Genomic DNA, 17,876 nt, shown 5'->3' with positions numbered 1-17,876 from the left:
AAAACGGGGAAAGATTGGCCGCGCTGTATCAGTGAAAATCGCACAAAAAAAACGCCCGCACGAAGCGGGCGTTAAGTTATTGAGGCAGGTTTCATACAGGCAAGAAACCTATCGAGCAGTACGCCCTTTATAAGCAATTCCACGCCTTCGTCCAAGCTAAAAGTTTGATAATATGAAAAATCATGGCTACGGTGAATCCCAACAAAATAAGGCCAGAGCAGGATTGTTTCCAAAATGAGCCCCGATTTTCTTCGCCCCGTTCGCCCTATGATCGCGGGAATCGTTAGTGTTTTTGCCGTTGCAGCAGCCCATGCAGAATCGACCCATGGCATAGCTATGTATGGCGACCCTGCCCTACCACCGGATTTTGTGTCGCTACCCTATGTCAACGCTGATGCACCCAGAGGCGGCAAAGTCGTATTTGGAAATACCGGCGGCTATAACAGTCTTAACCCGTTTGTGCAAAAAGGCACGTCACCCTGGCAGTTGCGATTTTGGACCCATGAAAGCCTGATGGGGCGTTCCTGGGACGAACCTTTCACTCTTTACGGGTTGTTAGCCGAATCAGTTGAGACGGCTCCAGACCGATCCTGGGTCGAATTTACCCTGCGAGAGAATGCCCGATTCTCGGATGGATCACCGGTCACTGTCGAGGATGTCATCTGGTCATATGAGACTTTGGGAACCGAAGGGCACCTGAGATATCGCGGCCTTTGGGGAAAGATCGACAGTATCGAACAAACCGGACCGCGTTCCGTCCGCATCACGTTTAACGACCCCGACCGCGAGCTTGCGCTGATCGCCGGGATGCGCCCAATCCTTCAGAAGGCACAGTGGGAGGGTAAAGACTTTGCCGACGCGCCGCTGCAAGACATCCCCCTGGGGTCTGGACCGTATGTCATCGACGGGTACGAAGCCGGACGGTATGTGAACCTGCGTCGCAATCCGGATTACTGGGGCGCTGACATTCCGTTTCGGCGCGGCACCATGAATCTGGATGAGATGCGGATCGAGTTCTACGGGGATGGCACAGTCGCATTCGAGGCCTTCAAAGCAGGCGAGCTCTCAGCCGTGCGCGAGTTTAACGCCGATAAGTGGAACAACCAGTATAACTTCCCCGCGGTACAGCGCGGCGATGTGGTGAAAACCGAAATCCCGCATCGCAAGCCTTCGGGCATGACCGGATTTGTCATGAATACGCGCAAGCCACCCTTCGATGATTGGCGCGTGCGCGAGGCTCTGACTCTGGCTTTCAATTTCGAATTCATCAACGACACCGTCACCGGAAGCGCGCAACCGCGGATAACCTCGTATTTCTCGGGCTCGGATCTGGCGATGCAGCCCGGTACTGCCACCGGTCAGGTGGCTGAACTGCTGCAGCCGTACGCCGATACACTGTTGCCCGGTACGCTGGAAGGTTACGAGCTGCCGGTAGGTGACGGTTCGGAACGCAACAGGGCCAATTTGCGCAAGGCAACCAAGCTTCTGCAAAAGGCTGGCTGGACAGTTCAGGATGGCGTATTGCGAAACGCAGATGGCGAAGCGTTCATCGTTGACATGGTCATCAGCCAGGGCAGCCTCAACGTTGTCCAGAATGTTGGAACCATCGCAGAAATCTATGCGCGTACGCTCGAACGGCTTGGCATCGAGCTTACAGTCGAAAAAATCGACGACGCACAATACACCTCTCGGATGGATGCGCATGATTTTGACATGACCCCATTTCGCCGGGCTCTTTCCCTGTCGCCGGGCAACGAACAACGCCTGTATTGGGGCAGTGAAAATGCCGACACGGCAGGAACACGTAACCTGATGGGGGTTCAGTCGCCAGCAGTGGACGGTTTGATCGATACGATGCTGGCCTCTGAAAGCCACGAAGATTTCGTGTCTGCGACCCGCGCGCTGGATCGCGTTCTAACCGCTGGCCGGTATGTCATCCCGATCTGGAGCTTTGACGTCGGCCGGATTGCACATGCGCGTGAGCTGAAACAGCCGGAAACCCTGCCCATTTACGGCGACGGGCCGGAATACATGCCGCAGGTCTGGTGGTACGAGGAATAGCGCCTTAAAAGAGGCGGCCCTGTCCTTTCCTAATTGCTAACTGTCCGTGCCAATCTCGTTCCAGAGGATCGCAACCACTGCAGATGTGATGCAATAAGACCGGTTCGGCGTTTGCTGTGTGGGTCTCATACCCTTCGGCGGATTCTGGCACAGACCCGCAGTACCACGACATGCAGGTAAATGCCGTGGGCATTCCGCTATAAATTGATGCGATCCCTAGTTTCAGACAAATTTGAAAAATTTCAACAAGGGGCTTTACGTAACGGGTTCGAAAGATATAGCCTGCGACTAGTACAAATGTATCCAATTTGAATTACGCCAAACATTACCGACACATAGCTGTGTTACAATATCAGGAACAGTATTTTCGGACCAGCCTCCACTCACTCAAAACTATTTGGTCCGTAGGCCCGTCTCAGATTTCCTGTGGCGGGCCTAACTGATTTAAACTTCGCACGCTCAAGGTGCGACATTTTGCCATAGCCCTACCTGCAAACACCATTCGTACCCTGAATTCAGGGCCGAGCAGATCTGTAGCCAGACAAACAGAAAGCCCAATAGATGTTTAAGTGGAACGATCTGACGCAAGATTGGAATGAAATGTACGCCCGTGCAAAACGGCGGTTTCCCAATTTGCGCGACCGAGACATGGATGCGGTCGGGCGCGACCGTGCGCAATTCGAGGCTTATCTGGCCGAACGTCATCATCTGACGGTAAACGAAGCACATGAAGAGCTTGAGGATTTCCTATTCACCGAAGCGCTAACCCGTGAAGTCACCAAACATCTAGGTAAGTGACGTCACCCACAGGATCATCGCGTCTTCTTCACTGACCGAAACGACATTATGCCCCATGCTGCCGTCGTAATAGGCGCTGTCACCGCGGCGCATTTCGACGGGTTCGTAGAACTCGGTATACAGGCGAACAACACCCGTCAGCACGTACAGGAATTCTTCGCCATCGTGGCGGACCCACCCTTCAAACTCATCCATCGACCGGGCACGTACACGGGCGCGATAGGGCAGCATCTGCTTTTTCGTAAGCGTCTCAGCCAGCAGTTCGTGCTCGTATGTTGTGGTTGCGTGGCTGGTACCTTGCCCCATCCGGGTCACAGCCATACGCCCGATCACCTGCTCGCGCTGTGGCGGCGTGAACAGCTGCGGAACAGAGATTTCCAGCCCGATCGCCAGTTTCTTCAGCGCATCGTATGTAGGCGACATCTGCCCATTTTCGATTTTGCTGAGTGTTGAACGCGCCAATCCCGCCTGATTGGCCGCTTGTTCCAAAGTCCAGTTGCGCGCCTTGCGCAATTCACGCACACGGACGCCAAGGTCCAGCGGTTCGACCTCTGTGTGCTCGCCCGAGTTTCGGGCAATTCGGATCAGAGATGTCTGCTCTTTGGTTCTCATGCGCCACTCTATAGGGCCAGCCTGTCCCGCTTGCAACGCAGCAGTTGCCGCGTTAGCCAGACGCCATGCTTTCCCTTTTCGATCAAGGCCCGCCCAAGGCCTGCCCCACCCCTTTCAATCTGGCCGCGCATGTGTTGCGTCAAGCAGATCGCAATGGCGACAAGATTGCCTTGTCGGTACTTGGCGCAACGTCGGCACAGAACTGGAGCTTTTCTGCGTTGAAACGCGCGATCCTTGCAACCGGTACAGGTCTGCTGCGGGCCGGTCTGAAACCGGGCGATCTGGTCTTGATGCGTTTGGGGAACACGGTTGATTTCCCAATAACCTATCTGGGTGCAATCGCGGTCGGCATTGTACCCGTGCCGACATCGTCACAGCTGACACAGCCGGAAACGGCAAAGATCATCCAAGATCTGAAGCCCGCCGCCATATTGCGCGATCCCGATATCGCCAGCGCGGATCACCCGAACCAGATATCTTTGAGCCAACTGCGCGAGATGCGCGATCTACCTCTGGTCGAGTTTCGGATGGGCGACCCCGAAGACATGGCTTATGTGGTCTATACGTCTGGCACCTCGGGCAAGCCACGGGCCGTTGCACATGCCCATCGTGCAATTTGGGCGCGGCAGATGATGGTGGATGGGTGGTACGGCCTGCAGGAAACGGATCGATTGTGCCATGCAGGTGCGTTCAACTGGACCTATACGTTGGGGACAGGACTGATGGATCCCTGGACCATTGGCGCGACAGCGTTGATACCGGAACCCGGCACCGATCTGTCGACCCTACCCGAAATGCTGCGCAATCACCGTGCCACGATGTTTGCTGCAGCTCCGGGCGTGTTTCGGAAAATTTTGAACGAAGCAAACGATCTGCACCTTCCCGATCTGAGGCACGGTCTTTGCGCTGGTGAAAAACTCTCACGGCATCTGCACCAGAAATGGACACGGATCACCGGGCGCGAGTTGTATGAAGCTTTTGGAATGTCCGAATGCTCGACCTTCATCTCTTCAAGCCCAGCCTATCCGGCACGTGGCGATGCACTGGGGCAACCACAACCCGGGCGACGTGTGGCAATTCTGGGTCCAGACGGGCCGGTTCCACAGGGGAAAGAAGGGACCATCGCCATCCACCGATCAGACCCCGGCCTAATGCTGACCTATCTCAACGCGCCGGACGAAGCGCAGGCCAGGATGCAGGGCGAGTGGTTTCTGACCGGCGATCAAGGTGCAATGGCAGTTGATGGTCAGATCACCTATCTTGGCCGAGACGATGATATGATGAATGCAGGCGGCTACCGGGTCTCACCGATCGAGGTCGAGGCCACATTGTCCCGATATCCCGGCATCACGCAGGTCGGCGCGGCCACCGTTGAGGTCAAGCAGGACAGTTTTGTCATAGTGGCATTCTATACCGGGCCGGAAAAGCTGGACGAGGACGCCCTGCGCGCCTATGTCGAGACAAATCTGGCGCGCTATAAGCAACCGCGCGCCTTTATCCATCTGCCTCAGCTGCCAACAGGCGGCAATGGCAAACTTTTGCGCCGGGCGCTGCCGGCCTATTTCAAGGCGACCAATACATGACCCAGACCGTCAAGCTCGACATCATGTCTGACCCGATCTGCCCCTGGTGCTATATTGGCAAGACTCATCTGGACAAGGCGTTGGCTGCAACTCCGGACCATCCATTCATCATTGAATGGCACCCCTTTCAGCTGAACCCCGATATGCCGGTCGAAGGCATGGATCGGCGCGAATACTTGGAGCGCAAATTCGGCGGCAAAGACGGAGCCATCCGTGCGTATGCCCCGGTGGTCGAGCATGCCGAAAACGCAGGGTTGGGCATCGACTTTGAGGGGATGAAGCGTACCCCGAACACGCTGGACGCTCATCGGCTGATCCACTGGGCCGGGATCGAAAACAAGCAGAACGCTATAGTTGATGCCCTGTTTCAGGCCTATTTTGTACAGGGTCGCGATATCGGCGACCACGAGGTTCTGGCGGATATTGCCGACAGTCAGGGGATGGACGCCGCCGTCGTCATGAAGCTGCTGAAATCCGACGCCGACCGCACAGACATCAGCAACCGTGACGCGCATTCCCGGCAGATGGGTGTGACGTCGGTACCGACTTTTATCGTTGCCAACCAACATGCTGTCCCCGGCGCGCAACCACCGGAAATGTGGGAACGCGTGATCGGTGAAATCATGTCTCAAATCGAGGCTTCCCCTGCAAAATAGCACAGCCTCCTGTGCATTCTGACCACTGGCCGTGCCCAATCCTCTGTGATAGCGCGAACGGGTCAGGAGAGCCCCATGAGTAATCGCATGCCGCGCGGAGAATTTGTCGCTTTGATCGCAATGATGTTTGCGACAATCGCGTTTTCTATCGACTCGATGCTGCCCGCCCTGCCGCAGATCAGCGCGCAACTCAGCCCAGGTGATGCAAACAAGGCGCAGTTGATCCTGACCTCATTTGTGCTGGGCATGGGAATCGGCACATTTTTCACCGGCCCTCTGTCGGATGCATTCGGGCGCAAGCCGGTAATTTACGTCGGCTCTGCGCTGTATATCCTGTCTGCCGCAGTCGCCTGGGCCACCTCCTCGCTTGAGATGCTGTTGATTGCGCGCATCTTTCAAGGCATCGGCAGCGCGGCCCCACGCGTGGTGGCCATGGCCATTATCCGTGACCTCTATTCCGGCCGTGAGATGGCCCGCATCGTCTCGATTGCCATGATGATCTTTACGCTGGTTCCCGCCATCGCGCCCATGATGGGTGCCGGGGTGATCGCTCTGGCCGGGTGGCGCGGCATCTTCGCTTCGTTCATGTTGTTCTCTTTGATCACCATCACGTGGATGGGCCTGCGTCTGAGCGAACCTCTGGCACCCGAAAATCGCCGTCCCCTGTGCCTGCCGCTTATGATTGATGCCGCGCGGCAGATGTTTGCACACCCGACTGTGCGGGTTTCGATCATGGTGCAAACGCTTTGCCTTGGGATGCTGTTCACCATGCTGACGATGGTACAACCTGTTTATGACATCATCTACGACAGAGCAGACAGTTTCCCATTCTGGTTTGGTTTCGTTGCTCTGATGGCTGGCTCGGCCAGTTTGTTGAACGCGACTTTGGTCATCCGATTGGGGATGCGCCGGATTGTAACCTGGACTTTGGGCGCACAGATCATCTTTACGTGTTTTGTCATGGTAATGAATGGTCTGGACCTTTCTGATGGCGCCTCATTTGCGCTTTTTGTCAGTTGGCAGACTGCCGTGTTCTTCATGGCCGGTATGACGATGGGCAACCTGAATGCCATCGCGATGGAGCCGATGGGCCATATTGCGGGCATGGCAGCGTCAGTCATAGGCGCGGTATCAACCGTTCTGGCCGCTGCAGTAGCAGCCCCCTTGGGACAGTTGTTTGACGGATCGATCCTGCCCTTGGCAGTAGGTGTCCTGACTATGTGCACGATGGGGTTCGGCCTGATGCTGTATATGGGCCGGATAGAAGACAGATTGCCCGCCTGATCTGTGCAGAGCGCGTGAAACACGTTATCCTCCCCTTGTTTCGAGGGGAGATTTTCAATGAGCGACTACTACGATCTGGGCACGCATACCTGTCCAGTCACTACCACATCGCCCGAGGCACAGGTCTGGTTTGATCGTGGACTGAACTGGACATACGGCTTTAACCACGACGAAGCTGTCGCGTGTTTTCAGCGATCGGCCGAGGCTGACCCGGATTGCGCCATGGCTTATTGGGGCATCACCTATGCAGGCGGGCCGAATTACAACCTGCCATGGGATCGGCTGGACGACCAGGGACGGGTAAAGGCTCTGGCGCAGGCTTATGATGCAACTCAACAGGCGCTGGCCTTAGCCGACCGATGCACCCCGTTCGAGCGTGCCCTGATCCACACGATGCCTGCACGATACCCACAGCGCGATCCGATTGAGGATATGAACGGGTGGGATCGGGATTTTGCCGATGCCATGCGCGCGGCCTTCAAAAATCATCCCGATCAGCTGGACCTGCGCTCGATCTATGTAGAGTCGCTGATGAACCTGACCCCCTGGCAGATGTGGGACCTGCAGTCAGGCCAACCCGCAAAGGGGGCCGCCACTGTCGAAGCGCAACAAGCGCTGGAAGCGGCGATGGCGAATGATCCGGCAGCGATGACCCACCCCGGCCTGCTGCACTTGTATGTTCACCTGATGGAAATGTCGCCCACCCCGGAAAAGGCGCTGAAGGCCGGGGACATCCTGCGTACGCTGGTGCCCGATGCGGGCCATTTGGTGCATATGCCCACCCATATCGATGTGCTGTGCGGCCATTACCAGAACGTCGTCCACTGGAACCAAAAAGCCGTTGAGGCCGACCTGAAATATTACGAACGCGAAGGCGCGTTCAACATCTACACCGGCTACCGCCAGCACAATTATCATTTTGTCATATATGGCGCCCTATTTCTGGGACAGATGGAACCTGCTCTGCGGGCCAATCAGGGATTGTGGGACACCACACCCGAAGACATGCTGCGCATAGAAAGCCCGCCTATGGCGGATTTCTTCGAAAGTTACATGTCAATGGGCCCGCATATCCTGATCCGGTTTGGCCGTTGGGAAGAGGCAATGGCGCTTGAGCTGCCCTCGGACCCCGAACTGTACTGCACTCTCACGGCAACCACGCATTATGCCCGGGCCATTGCTTTTGCCGCCACTGGGCAGGTCAGCGAAGCCGAAGCCGAAGAGCAGTTGTTCCTCGCTGCCAAGGCCCGCGTGCCAGAAACGCGATTGCTGCACAATAACCGCGTGATCGACCTGCTGGACATTGCCCGCGAAATGCTGCGTGGCGAAATCGAGTATCGCATGGAAAACTACGATGCGGCCTACGCCCATCTGCGCCGCTCGGTCGAACTGGACGACACCTTGCCCTATGACGAGCCATGGGGATGGATGCAGCCCACTCGACACGCGTTGGGTGCATTGCTGTTCGAACAAGGGCATACCGCCGAAGCCGAGGCCATATACCGCGAGGATTTGGGGTTGGGCGGTACGCTCAGCCGTGCCTCTGTCCATCCTGACAATGTCTGGAGCCTCAAGGGCCTGCATGACTGCCTGAAGGCGCGCGGTGAGACGGTTGAGATCGTGCAGATCAGGCAACGGCTGGATTTGGCTTTGGCTCGTGCGGACCGGGCTGTTGGGGCGTCCTGTTTCTGTGCCCAAGCCGCCATGAGGGCCGCCGAATGAGATACGCCTTTCTGCTCGCTTTGCTCTGCAGCCCGGCGCTGGCGGATCGACAATCCTTTCCGCCCGTCGACGAGGCCGAGCGGGATGTCACCCTCGTCTCGTTCCGGGCAAACCTGCTGAACATGGTAGCCGAGCGCGACATCGAAGGCGTGCTGTCTGTTGCCTGCCCGGATATTTACCTTAGCCACGGCGGCAATGGCGGCCCGGACGAGCTGCGCGAGTATCTTACTCCCGGACCGGCAACGTCAGAGCAAGATGATGATGACAGCGAAAAGGTTGTTGAAACCTTTTGGTCCGATCTGGAAAACACCCTGACACAGCCTGGCTATTTCAACGAAGACGGCGAGTTCTGGATGCCCCACCAATGGCAGCTCACCCTACCCGCTTCGCTGGATCCGGCGTTGGCCTATTTTGTGACCGCTCAGGATGTAACTCTGCGCAACGCACCAAATCGAGGCGCGGCCATACTCGACCTCATCAGCTATGAGGTCGTCATCATCCGCGACGTCTCTCCCATCGCGCAATACCAGAGGGTTCTGCTGACTGATGGGGGTCAGGGCTATATGCACAGCGATTTCCTGTGGCCTATGACTGGTTATCGGGCGGCATTGGCAAAATCTGAAACTGGCGAATGGCAGTTGTGCACCTTTGTCAGCGGTGACTAGGCTTTGGCTCTTTTCTTTTCGGCCACCAGCTTTTCCGCCAGATCGCGGGCGATGGCAAAGGCCCCCTTGATCTTGTCGCTGTCCTTCTTCCAATCGCGGCGCACGACGATCTTGTTATCCTTGACCTTGGCCAACCCGCGCTGGTTCTGGATGAACTCGACCAGCCCCTGAGGCGAGGCGAATTTGTCGTTGTGAAACTGGATCGTCGCGCCTTTGGGCCCGCCATCTAGCTTGGCAATCCCTGCCCGTTTGCACATCGCCTTGATGCGCACGACCAGCATCAGGGTGTTGACCTCTTTCGGCAGCGTGCCAAAGCGGTCGATCAATTCAGCGGCGAAGCCTTCCAATTCCACCTTGGTCGACAGCGACGACAAACGGCGATACAGGCCCAGGCGGACATCCAGATCGGGCACATAATCCTCGGGGATCAGGACCGGGACGCCAAGATTGATCTGCGGCGCCCATTGGTCATCTGCATCCGACAGGCCTTCCATCTCACCGGCCTTGATCTTGGCAATCGCCTCTTCCAGCATCGACTGGTAGAGTTCATAGCCCACATCGCGCATTTGGCCCGACTGTTCCTCGCCCAACAGGTTACCCGCCCCTCGAATATCAAGGTCCTGAGACGCCAACGTGAACCCCGCCCCCAACGTGTCGAGCGAGCCCAGAACGCGCAGCCGTTTTTCGGCCGTGGCGGTCAGGCGGGCACGCGGCTTTGTGGTCAGATAGGCATAGGCGCGGGTTTTCGACCGCCCGACCCTGCCGCGGATCTGATAGAGCTGCGCCAGGCCGAACATATCCGCCCGGTGCACAACCATCGTATTTGCTGTCGGGATATCCAGCCCGCTTTCCACAATCGTGGTGGCCAGCAAAACATCGTATTTGCCGTCGTAGAACGCATTCATCCGATCGTCGAGTTCCCCCGCCGCCATCTGCCCATGCGCCACCATATAAGTCAGCTCGGGCAGTTGCTCTTTCAGGAATTCCTCAATCTCGGGTAGGTCCGAGATGCGCGGCACGACATAGAAACTCTGCCCACCACGGTAATGTTCACGCAGCAGGGCTTCGCGGATCGTGACCGCGTCGAACTCACTGACATAGGTGCGGATCGCCAGCCGGTCGATGGGAGGTGTGCCGATGATCGACAGGTCACGCACGCCGGTCAGGGACAGTTGCAGCGTTCGTGGAATCGGCGTCGCGGTCAGGGTCAGGACGTGGATATCGCTACGCAGCTGTTTCAGACGCTCCTTGTGGCCAACACCGAAATGCTGTTCCTCGTCGATGATCAGCAGACCCAGATTGTTGAACCGTATCGCTTTTGCCAGCAAGGCATGGGTGCCGATTACAATATCCACCGTGCCGCGCGCCAACCCATCACGGGTCTGTTGCGCCTCTTTGGCCGAGATGAAGCGGGACAGCTGCCGCACCTCAAGCGGGAAGCCCCGGAAGCGATCCTTGAAGCTGGCCGCGTGCTGGCGTGCCAACAGCGTTGTCGGTGCGATCACCGCCACTTGCACGCCCGACATTGCGGCAACGAAAGCGGCACGCATTGCGACCTCGGTCTTGCCAAAGCCCACGTCGCCACAAATCAGACGATCCATCGGCGCGCCGGAATGCATGTCTTCCATGACCTCACCGATTGCGCGCAGCTGATCGTCAGTTTCCTGATAGGGAAAGCGCGCACTGAACTCCTCCCACGCGTGCGGAGGCGGGTCCATAATCGGGGCCTTGCGCAAAGCCCGTTCGGCAGCGATGCGGATCAGTTTATCCGCCATCTCGCGGATGCGCTCTTTCAGCTTGGCCTTCTTGGCCTGCCACGCGCCGCCCCCCAATCGGTCCAGCAGACCCTCATCATGACCGTATCGCGACAGCAGTTCGATGTTTTCGACCGGCAGGTACAGTTTGGATTGTTCTGCGTATTCCAGCAGCAGACATTCATGGGCGGCACCGGCCGCCGTCACGACCTCCATCCCCAGATAACGCCCGATGCCATGATCCACATGGACCACCAAATCACCCGGGCTGAGGGATTGGGTTTCGGTCAGGAAATTTTCGGCCTTGCGGCGCTTTTTGGGCTGCCGGATCAGCCGATCGCCCAGCACATCCTGTTCGGCGATCACGGTCAGGTCGGGCGTTTCGAACCCGTGCTCCAGCGCCCAGACGGCCAGATGCAGCCCGCGTTTGCCGATACGCGTACCGTCGGGCACGGGGATCGCCTCGGCAAGGCCTTCATCCTCGATCAGCCCAGTCAGACGTTCGCGGGCCCCTTCGGAATAAGAGGCAATCAGAACCGGCCCCTTGGCCATTTTGTCGGTGATATGGCTGGCCAGTGCTCCGAACAAGCTGATGCTTTCCTGCTGCCGCTCGGGCGCGAAATTCCGTCCAATCCGTCCACCTGCGTCAATCACCCCGGGCCCAAGGGCCTGAGGCAATGCATTGAATTGCAGAACGCGCCTATCGCCGACAGCTTGTTCCCAAGCAGTGTCATCGAGATACAGTAGGCCCGGTGGTGTCGGTTTATACACCGTGTCCATGCGCGACCGGTTCTCAAGCGCGAGCCGCCGCGTTTCGTATTGATCCGCAATCGTGTCCCACCGCGCCAAACGCGCGGGCGTGACCTGATCATCCAGCGAGATGGTGGCACCGGGCAGATAATCAAACAGCGTTTCCAGCTTTTCGTGAAAGAACGGCAGCCAGTGTTCGATCCCCTGATGCTTGCGCCCTGCGCTAACGGCCTCGTACAGGGGATCATCTGTGCCCGCCGCCCCGAACTCGATGCGATAATTTTGCCGAAACCGGGTGATGGCCGCGTCATCTAGAATGACCTCGGACACTGGTGCCAGCTCCACAACAGCCAGCTTTTCGGTCGTACGTTGCGACACCGGATCAAACCGACGTGCTCCATCCAGAACATCCCCGAACAGGTCCAGCCGCACCGGCCCGGATTCGCCGGGCGGGAAAATGTCGATGATACCCCCTCGAACGGCATAATCGCCAGGCTCCATCACGGTCGGGCTTTGCGTGAACCCCATGCGCACAAGGAAATTCCGCAGCGCGGTTTCATCAATGCGGTGATCGACACGGGCGGTAAACGCCGCCTCTCTCAGCACCGCACGGGCAGGCACGCGTTGGGTTGCGGCGTTCAGAGTTGTCAGCAGCACATATTGCTGCGGCATCTGGTGCACAAGTGCGGCAAGGGTGGCCACACGCGCTGCCGAGATATCGGCATTGGGCGATACCCGATCATATGGCAGACAATCCCAGCCTGGGAACACAAATACCGGCATGTCAGGCGCAAAAAAGGCAAGCGCCGCGCGCATCGCCTCAAGCCGTTTGTCATCACGCGCTACATGGCACACCGGCCCGCCCGAGCGCGCCAGCTCATTCAGGACAAGCTGCGCGTCAAACCCTTCGGGGGCGCCGCCAACGATTACTTGGTTCGGACCCGTCATCGCCAAGCCTTTCTGATTTTACCAACCCGGGACGCCGATGGAAAAATTCTGGTACATGCCCCAAAGCGAAGTGATCAAGATCGAAATCATACCAACTATCTGGGTATAGATCCGGCAGCGCGTAAGAATCTTGGAAATATACTCCAGACTGGGTGTTTCCCGGCGCAGTTTCCGTGCGGCTGATACATTGATCAGCACGACAAGACAAACCGGAAACAGCAATAAAAACACGGCCTGCGCAAATTCAAGCCCGTAGTAGAACCCCAAAGTGGCGAGACCCGTGAACAGAAAACAACTAAACGCTAATATCGCGAGGCCGGATACCTCCAATATATAGAGCAATCGGTTTCCGTTAATGCGGACGATATCCATCAAATCCTGTTCCGATTGCCCGCCTACCCGTCTTGCGCGCACAACAAGGTCAAACGGCACGCCCATGGCCCAGTGGCTGGCCGATGACCACAACACCGCAAGCCCGATCCAATACCAGAGATTCGAAAAGCTGCGCATGTCGATGAGTTCAAAAATCGAAGAGTATAAGTCCACGCGTCAGCCCTTAATTTCCGTCTTCAGGGACCTTCTTCGCAAAGACGCGTCCATCGTTACCCTTGAGACTACACGGAATTCATGCCACCCAATGCTGGAATTTACAAGGAGAGCGCGTCATGAAACCGACCATTGCCCCCTATCCTCTGGCCCGTTTTCGTCGAACACGCCAATCACAGGCGGTGCGGGCGCTGGTTCGCGAGAATACACTGACCACCGATGATCTGATCTGGCCGGTTTTCGTCCGAGACGGCGAAGGTATTGAAGAGCCTGTCCCCTCGATGCCTGGTGTCATGCGCCGTTCGGTCGATCTGATCGCACAGGCTGCGGTCGAGGCGCAGGCCCTGGGTATCCCAGCAATCTGCATCTTTCCCTACACCGACGCATCCCTAAAGACCGAAGATTGCGCCGAAGCGTGGAACCCCGATAACCTGTCCAACCGAGCCATTCGCGCCATCAAGAAAGCCGCACCCAATATCGCAGTGATGACGGACGTGGCGCTGGACCCATACAATATCAACGGCCACGACGGTTATGTGGTCGATGGTGAGATCATAAACGATCTGACGATCGAGGCGCTTGTAAAGATGACGCTGGCGCAAGCAGATGCGGGCGCCGACATCATCGGCCCGTCAGATATGATGGATGGCCGAATTGGTGAAATGCGGCGCGCCTTGGAAGGCGCAGACCATCACAGCGTGATGATCCTCAGCTATGCGGCCAAATATGCGAGTGCGTTCTACGGACCGTTCCGAGATGCAGTGGGCGCCTCGGGCGCGCTGACCGGGGACAAGAAGACCTATCAGATGGACCCCGGAAACTCGGACGAGGCGCTGCGCATGATCGAGCGTGACCTGACCGAAGGCGCGGACATGGTCATGATAAAACCCGGCATGCCCTATCTGGATATTTGCCGCCGGGTGAAGGACACGTTCGGTGCGCCAACCTATGCCTATCAGGTCTCGGGCGAATACGCGATGATGCAGGCTGCGGCGCAGAATGGCTGGATCGACGGAGAAAAGGTCATGCTCGAAAGTCTGCTGGCGTTCAAACGCGCGGGCTGCGACGGGATCCTGACCTATTTCGCGCCTCAGGCCGCCCGGATCCTGCAGGGCTAATCCCCCGCGTTTCCGCGATTTTTCGCCGACTATCTTTGGCCACCGGGCAGCTTTCCCGTGACACGAGGCGACAATCGGCGTATTCTTGCGGACAAGATCGGGAGCACCCGACAATCAGGCATTTATACAGAGATAAAAAACATGAGCAGTTCCAAACCTACTCGATTAAGCCGTCGTGGCTTTGCTTTTGGCATGGCCGGTCTGTCAGTGACCGCCGCTTGCGGCAATGGCGTCGGCAGTTCCAACGCAGCGACGATTGACGCCCGTGTGGATGCGACATTGAACCAGATGTACGCCACCTACCCCAACACGCTCGAAATCGCGAACAAGGCCAACGGCATGCTGGTCATGCCTCTGATAACCGATGCCGGACTAATCGTCTTTGGCGGTGCCTACGGCACAGGCGCGCTACGCATTCAGGGCGCAACAGTTGATTACTATTCCGCAATTTCGGGAACCGCCGGCCTGCAAATCGGTGCCCAGCAATATGCGCATGTCCTGTTCTTCATGACACAGGACGCGTTGAACGATTTCCGCCGTTCCAGCGGATGGACCGCCGGGGCCGAAGTCGGCTACGTGGTCGATGCGACGGGCGACTCTCTGTCGACCGACACCACCACCCTGCGTTCGCCGGTTTTGGCGGCGGTCTTCGGACAGGCAGGGCTAAAGTTCGGCGCGACGGTCGAAGGCACGAAATACACCCGCATCATTCCCTGATACCGGACTACCCTCCCCCTTCAAGGCACCCCGCTTTCGGCATCAGGCTCGAGGCGGGGTTTTTCATTCAAACCGCGGTAAACACGCATGTTCTCATGCGGTTCCTCTTTCGATCCGTGCGGCCATCCTCTAGTGTCTGCGCAATCATAGAGTGAACGGAAATGTGACCGCTGATGGGAATTGTCTTTCGCTGGCTAGTGCGTATCGCCTCGGGTCTTGTTCTGCTGATATTGGCGGCTGTGATGCTGGTGTATTTTCTGGCCAGTCAATCCCTGCCGGATTACGATCAGACCGTTAAAGTTGATGGCCTGACTGCGCCGGTTGAGGTTGTCAGGGATACTGCGAATGTTCCCCATATTCTGGGCGCATCAGACCCGGATGTCTTCTTTGGGCTTGGCTATGCCCATGCACAGGATCGCCTCTGGCAGATGACCGTTCTGCGCCGGACAGCGCAGGGACGATTGTCCGAAGTCTTTGGCGCTCGCACTGTTCATATCGACAAGCTGTTGCGACGGTTTGATCTGTACGGGCTTGCACACCGGTCGGTACAAGCCCAGGACGACTATACCAAAGAGGCCCTGCGCGCTTATGCTGCAGGGGTGAATGCACGACTGGCCGAGATTAACGAAAACGCATTGGGCCGTGGTGCGCCAGAGATGTTTCTGTTCAACGCGCCTGTATCGCCCTGGCAACCGGGCGACAGCCTGGCCGTCATCAAACTCATGAGCCTGCAACTTTCTGGCCATCTTGAGGATGAAGTGCTGCGCGCGCGCACATCGCTTATGCTGGATGACCAGACCCGACTGGCGGATATTCTGCCTGATGTTCCCGGGCCGGGAATCGCCGCTCTGCCCGAATACGCCGCCCTGTTTCCCAACCTGCCCAGATATGCGGCCGGATCGTCGATGCCGGACACGCCCATCTCGCCCTTTCCAAAGCGCGGATTGGCCGGAGCATCGAACGCATGGTCTGCCGCGCCCACAAGATCTGCCAGCGGAGGGACGCTTCTGGCCAATGACCCGCATTTGGGTTTCACAGCGCCGGGCATCTGGTATCTGGCCCGTCTGGAACTGGCCAAAGGCGGCGTGATCGGTGCCACGATCCCCGGCATCCCGGCGGTGATGACCGGACGCAGTGATCGGCTGGGCTGGGGTTTGACCTCATCCTATCTGGATGATCAGGACATCCATATCGAGCAGTTGAACCCGGAAAACCCCGAGGAATACCTGACCCCCGAAGGATACAAGACCTTTCTCAGCCGCCCTTCGATCATCGAGATCAAAGACGAAGCCCCAATCACTCTGACCCTGCGCTGGACCGAGAACGGACCCGTTCTGCCGGGCACCCATTACGATCTTGGGACGATCACGCCGCCGGGTCATGTCGCCTCGCTGTCCTGGACAGCCCTGAGCGCACAGGACACATCCATGTCAGCCTCGATGGCGCTGATGAATGCGGACACTGTCCGACAAGCCATCACCGCAGCCGAGCTGTTCATGGCGCCATCTCAGAACCTGTCATTGGTCGACAAGGACACGATCGGCATGAAGCTGATCGGTGCAATGCCGCACCGTGCCGCAAAGAACCAAAGTCGGGGGCGTATTCCGACGCCTGGCTGGCTGGCCGAAAACCGGTGGCAAGGCCGCCTGCCCTATGCTGACAACCCCGAATTCGTCGCACCTGCGGGCGGCATTCTGGGCAACACAAACAACAAGATCATCGACCGGCCATTTCCCGAACATGTCTCATATGAATGGGGGGATACGCAGCGCATCCATCGCTGGGAACGGCTGATGCAATCGCGCGAGGTACACACGCGCGACAGCTTTATCGAGGCACAGCTGGACACGGTCAGCTTTACCGCGCGCTCTCTACTTCCGCTGATCGGGGCTGATCTGTGGTACACCGGCGCCTCTGCCCCCGAAGGCACCCAGGAACGCCAGCGCCAGATCGCGCTGAACCTTTTGGCCGAGTGGAATGGCGAGATGAATGAACACCTGCCAGAACCCCTGATCTATGCTGCTTGGGTTCGGGCGCTGCAAATCCGGTTGATCGCAGATGAGCTTGGCCCCCTGGCGGCTGAATACAAACATGTCGAACCACTGTTCATCGAACGTGTCTATCGCGACATCGACGGAGCTTCGGCCTGGTGTAATGTGCGTCAGAGCGCGCCGACAGAGACCTGCACCGATATGGCACGCATGGCACTGGACGATGCGCTGATCTGGATTTCCGAAAAATACGGAGGATCGCTGGAATCCCTGCGCTGGGGTGACGCGCACCAGGCGACGCATGACCACCCGGTTCTGGGATCGGTTCCGGTGTTACGATTCTTTGTGAATATCCGACAGTCCACCAGTGGTGGTGACAACACCCTGCTGCGCGGCAGAACATCGGGGGAAGGCCCTGATCCGTTTCAGAACGTGCACGGTGCAGGCTATCGCGGCGTATATGATTTTGCGGATCCCGACAGCTCGGTGTTTATCACGGCTACGGGCCAGTCGGGTCACTTCCTTTCACGCTACTATGACGATCAGGCCCAGCTTTGGCGTCGGGGTGAATACATCCCGATGTCCCTGGACCTTGACCTGGCACATGCAGCCGCTGTCGGAGTGACCACCCTTATCCCCCGCTAAGTTCCGTGCTTCGGCAAGACCTCGCC

The 17,876-nt window shown here is 57.7% G+C and carries 13 protein-coding genes; 10 read left to right on the top strand and 3 right to left on the bottom strand.

Annotation, left to right across the window (positions count from 1 at the left end; genetic code table 11):
• Positions 1-234 precede the first annotated feature (234 nt).
• The gene (locus tag AC2FJW_RS07500) at positions 235-2,061 is read left to right on the top strand and encodes an extracellular solute-binding protein (RefSeq protein WP_496749675.1); all 1,827 of its coding nucleotides are present in this window, start codon (positions 235-237) and stop codon (positions 2,059-2,061) included.
• 561 nt (positions 2,062-2,622) lie between these two features.
• A complete protein-coding gene (locus tag AC2FJW_RS07495) occupies positions 2,623-2,859 on the top strand; it encodes a hypothetical protein (protein ID WP_142633552.1) in 237 nt (78 codons plus the stop codon).
• Here AC2FJW_RS07495 and AC2FJW_RS07490 read toward each other — a convergent pair.
• A complete protein-coding gene (locus AC2FJW_RS07490; RefSeq protein ID WP_496695598.1) occupies positions 2,848-3,471 on the bottom strand; it encodes a helix-turn-helix domain-containing protein in 624 nt (207 codons plus the stop codon). The two genes, AC2FJW_RS07495 and AC2FJW_RS07490, sit on opposite strands and share 12 nt — an antisense overlap.
• Positions 3,472-3,536: 65 nt before the next feature.
• Between AC2FJW_RS07490 and AC2FJW_RS07485 the strand changes: the two genes are divergently transcribed.
• From AC2FJW_RS07485 to AC2FJW_RS07465, 5 genes are all read left to right on the top strand, one after another.
• On the top strand, positions 3,537-5,054 hold the full coding sequence (locus tag AC2FJW_RS07485; RefSeq protein WP_496749674.1) for a class I adenylate-forming enzyme family protein: 1,518 nt from the start codon (positions 3,537-3,539) through the stop codon (positions 5,052-5,054).
• On the top strand, positions 5,051-5,710 hold the full coding sequence (locus AC2FJW_RS07480) for a DsbA family oxidoreductase (RefSeq protein ID WP_142633547.1): 660 nt from the start codon (positions 5,051-5,053) through the stop codon (positions 5,708-5,710). Before AC2FJW_RS07485 ends, AC2FJW_RS07480 begins: the two co-directional genes overlap by 4 nt.
• Before the next feature lie 75 nt (positions 5,711-5,785).
• Positions 5,786-6,994 (top strand): multidrug effflux MFS transporter, encoded by a 1,209-nt coding sequence (locus AC2FJW_RS07475; protein WP_496749673.1) that lies wholly within the window; start codon positions 5,786-5,788, stop codon positions 6,992-6,994.
• A gap of 57 nt (positions 6,995-7,051) precedes the next feature.
• A complete protein-coding gene (locus AC2FJW_RS07470; RefSeq protein WP_496749672.1) occupies positions 7,052-8,716 on the top strand; it encodes a tetratricopeptide repeat protein in 1,665 nt (554 codons plus the stop codon).
• Entirely contained in the window at positions 8,713-9,381 is a 669-nt protein-coding gene (locus AC2FJW_RS07465; protein WP_496749671.1) for an SH3 domain-containing protein, read from the top strand. The genes AC2FJW_RS07470 and AC2FJW_RS07465 overlap by 4 nt, the downstream gene beginning before the upstream one ends.
• Here AC2FJW_RS07465 and mfd read toward each other — a convergent pair.
• Both mfd and AC2FJW_RS07455 read right to left on the bottom strand, forming a co-directional pair.
• Positions 9,378-12,833 carry a transcription-repair coupling factor gene (gene mfd / locus AC2FJW_RS07460; protein WP_496749670.1) on the bottom strand — a complete coding sequence of 1,152 codons (3,456 nt, stop codon included), beginning with the start codon at positions 12,831-12,833 and terminating at the stop codon, positions 9,378-9,380. The genes AC2FJW_RS07465 and mfd overlap by 4 nt on opposite strands.
• A gap of 18 nt (positions 12,834-12,851) precedes the next feature.
• Complete coding sequence (locus AC2FJW_RS07455; RefSeq protein WP_496695607.1) at positions 12,852-13,379, bottom strand: component of SufBCD complex; 528 nt, start codon at positions 13,377-13,379, stop codon at positions 12,852-12,854.
• 119 nt (positions 13,380-13,498) lie between these two features.
• On the opposite strand from AC2FJW_RS07455, the gene hemB reads away from it, so the two are divergent.
• The 3 genes from hemB (at position 13,499) to AC2FJW_RS07440 (ending at position 17,850) form a co-directional block, all read left to right on the top strand.
• On the top strand, positions 13,499-14,497 hold the full coding sequence (hemB, locus tag AC2FJW_RS07450) for a porphobilinogen synthase (RefSeq protein WP_496749669.1): 999 nt from the start codon (positions 13,499-13,501) through the stop codon (positions 14,495-14,497).
• A 141-nt stretch (positions 14,498-14,638) separates the two neighbouring features.
• Positions 14,639-15,214, top strand: coding sequence for a lipid-binding SYLF domain-containing protein (locus tag AC2FJW_RS07445; protein ID WP_142633534.1), 576 nt, complete (start codon positions 14,639-14,641; stop codon positions 15,212-15,214).
• Positions 15,215-15,387: 173 nt separating this feature from the next.
• Positions 15,388-17,850 (top strand): penicillin acylase family protein, encoded by a 2,463-nt coding sequence (locus AC2FJW_RS07440; protein ID WP_496749668.1) that lies wholly within the window; start codon positions 15,388-15,390, stop codon positions 17,848-17,850.
• Positions 17,851-17,876: the final 26 nt, after the last annotated feature.

The organism is Ruegeria sp. CDSA020 (assembly GCF_059612345.1).
The sequence above is the reverse complement of the archived record's forward strand: the minus strand, read 5'-3'. Positions and strand labels throughout refer to the sequence as shown.